The organism is bacterium, assembly GCA_024228115.1.
Taxonomy (GTDB): domain Bacteria; phylum Myxococcota_A; class UBA9160; order UBA9160; family UBA6930.
Genome location: JAAETT010000561.1, coordinates 1 through 1,603, shown reverse-complemented (window position 1 = coordinate 1,603; position 1,603 = coordinate 1). Strand labels below are relative to the sequence as shown.

1 protein-coding gene is annotated in these 1,603 nt (G+C 64.3%); it reads right to left on the bottom strand.

From position 1 onward, the window contains the following. Window positions 1-137: 137 nt before the first annotated feature. Window positions 138-1,478 carry a UvrD-helicase domain-containing protein gene (locus GY937_23235; protein ID MCP5059630.1) on the bottom strand — a complete coding sequence of 447 codons (1,341 nt, stop codon included), beginning with the start codon at window positions 1,476-1,478 and terminating at the stop codon, window positions 138-140. Window positions 1,479-1,603: the final 125 nt, after the last annotated feature.

Sequence of the window (1,603 nt, the reverse complement as noted above, 5' to 3'; positions counted from 1 at the left end):
TCAGTGTCCACCCTCAAACCAGGGTCGCCGAACTCACGCCGCGCCTCTGGAAAGAGAACTTCGCCGACGCTCCCCTCGGGCCCCTGACAGGCTGAGACCCCGCGATACGGGCTGCAACCACGTCCGAGGCTGGCCGCTTACTGCCAGGTGGCGAGGACGACGGCTGCGTCGTCGCGGACGCGAGGCTCAGGCCGTTTGTTTCGGTCATCCCGTGCATGAAGCGGGAGCCACGCCAGGAAGCTCTTGGGCCCGGCTCCATGGATTCCGGCGCTGGCCAGCGCTTCGGGTGGGGCTTCGTGAAAGTGGGCGGCGTCCGCGTGGAGCTTCAGCAGGTCGGCCCGCGCGGCAGCCGCATCTGGCCAGCGGGAAATCCGATCCCACAAGCCGAGCGCCTCACACAACTCGGCGAGCAGTGCCGGCACGCTTCGGTCGGGGGCGCCGGCGATGACTCCATCGAGGCAGGCAAGGGCGGGATCGTCGATGCTGTCGCCGTCCAGCTGCGCGGCTAGAGCGGGTTCGAGATCGGACTGCCCGAACTCCGTAACTGCAACGGCCAGGGCGGCGTAGCGATCGGCGGGGTCCGCGACGTATGCCAGTGCTCGCAGGGCGAGCTGTACGATCGGGGAATCGATCCAGTCACCTTCTTGACGACGGGCGCGAATTCCAGCCCTACGGAGGGCACCTGCGAACTTGTCGAGCAATGCGTGCGTTGGAGCCAGCACCGCGACATCGCTGCCGCGCAAACGTCGATGGCTCTTTAGATCTTGGTCCCAGACGCGAGCTTCGTCATCGTCCAGGAGCGCCCGGATGCGGGCGACACCTTCGATGAGAAGGGCCGATTGGGCCTTTCCTACCAATTTTCCGCCCGCCTCGATGACTTCGAGTGCCGAGAGCTCGCTCTCGAAACCAGCACGGCTCTCGAGGACGACATATTCCTCGCTGAACAGCCCTTTGCCGATGCGGTTGAGGAACGTCAGGAGCTTCTCCTGTGAGCGCCAGTTGGTGGCGAGCGGATCGGTGTCTCGCGGGAACTGGTTGGGCAGCTGTTCGAACAGCCGCGGATCAGAGCCCTGGAAGCCCATGATCGCCTGTTTGACGTCGCCCACGACGAGTGCCGGGATGCCGGCGTGATGGAGACGCCAGAGCAATGCGAATTGAAGCGGGTTGGTATCTTGAAATTCATCAATCACCAGGCAATCGATACGATTGCAGAGCGCCTCTACGACATCGCTGCGTTCCGCGAGAAGCTGCCACGGCTCGGCGATCATATCAGTGTAGTCGACGAGGCCGCGCTTGCGCTTGGCTTCGCCGAAACGAACGAGGGATTCGCCGGCTGCGACGATCAACCCGCGGATGTGGCGGATGGCGTCGTCGAGCGGTCCGGGGTGACGTGCCAGCTGGGAAGCGGCGTCCACCACTTCTGAGGCGAGCGCATCGTAACCGTCCGGAGTTTCCGAACCCCGTTTGTAGACGCTCACTCAGAAGCGTAGAAATCTGATCATTTGGCCGGGGGGCGACGCAGCCCGCCGTTCCGGATTCCGATTCAGATCTTCCGGGTCGAAAGGTCCTTGACCCAGGGCGAACGCCCTCCCGGCTCGACCGG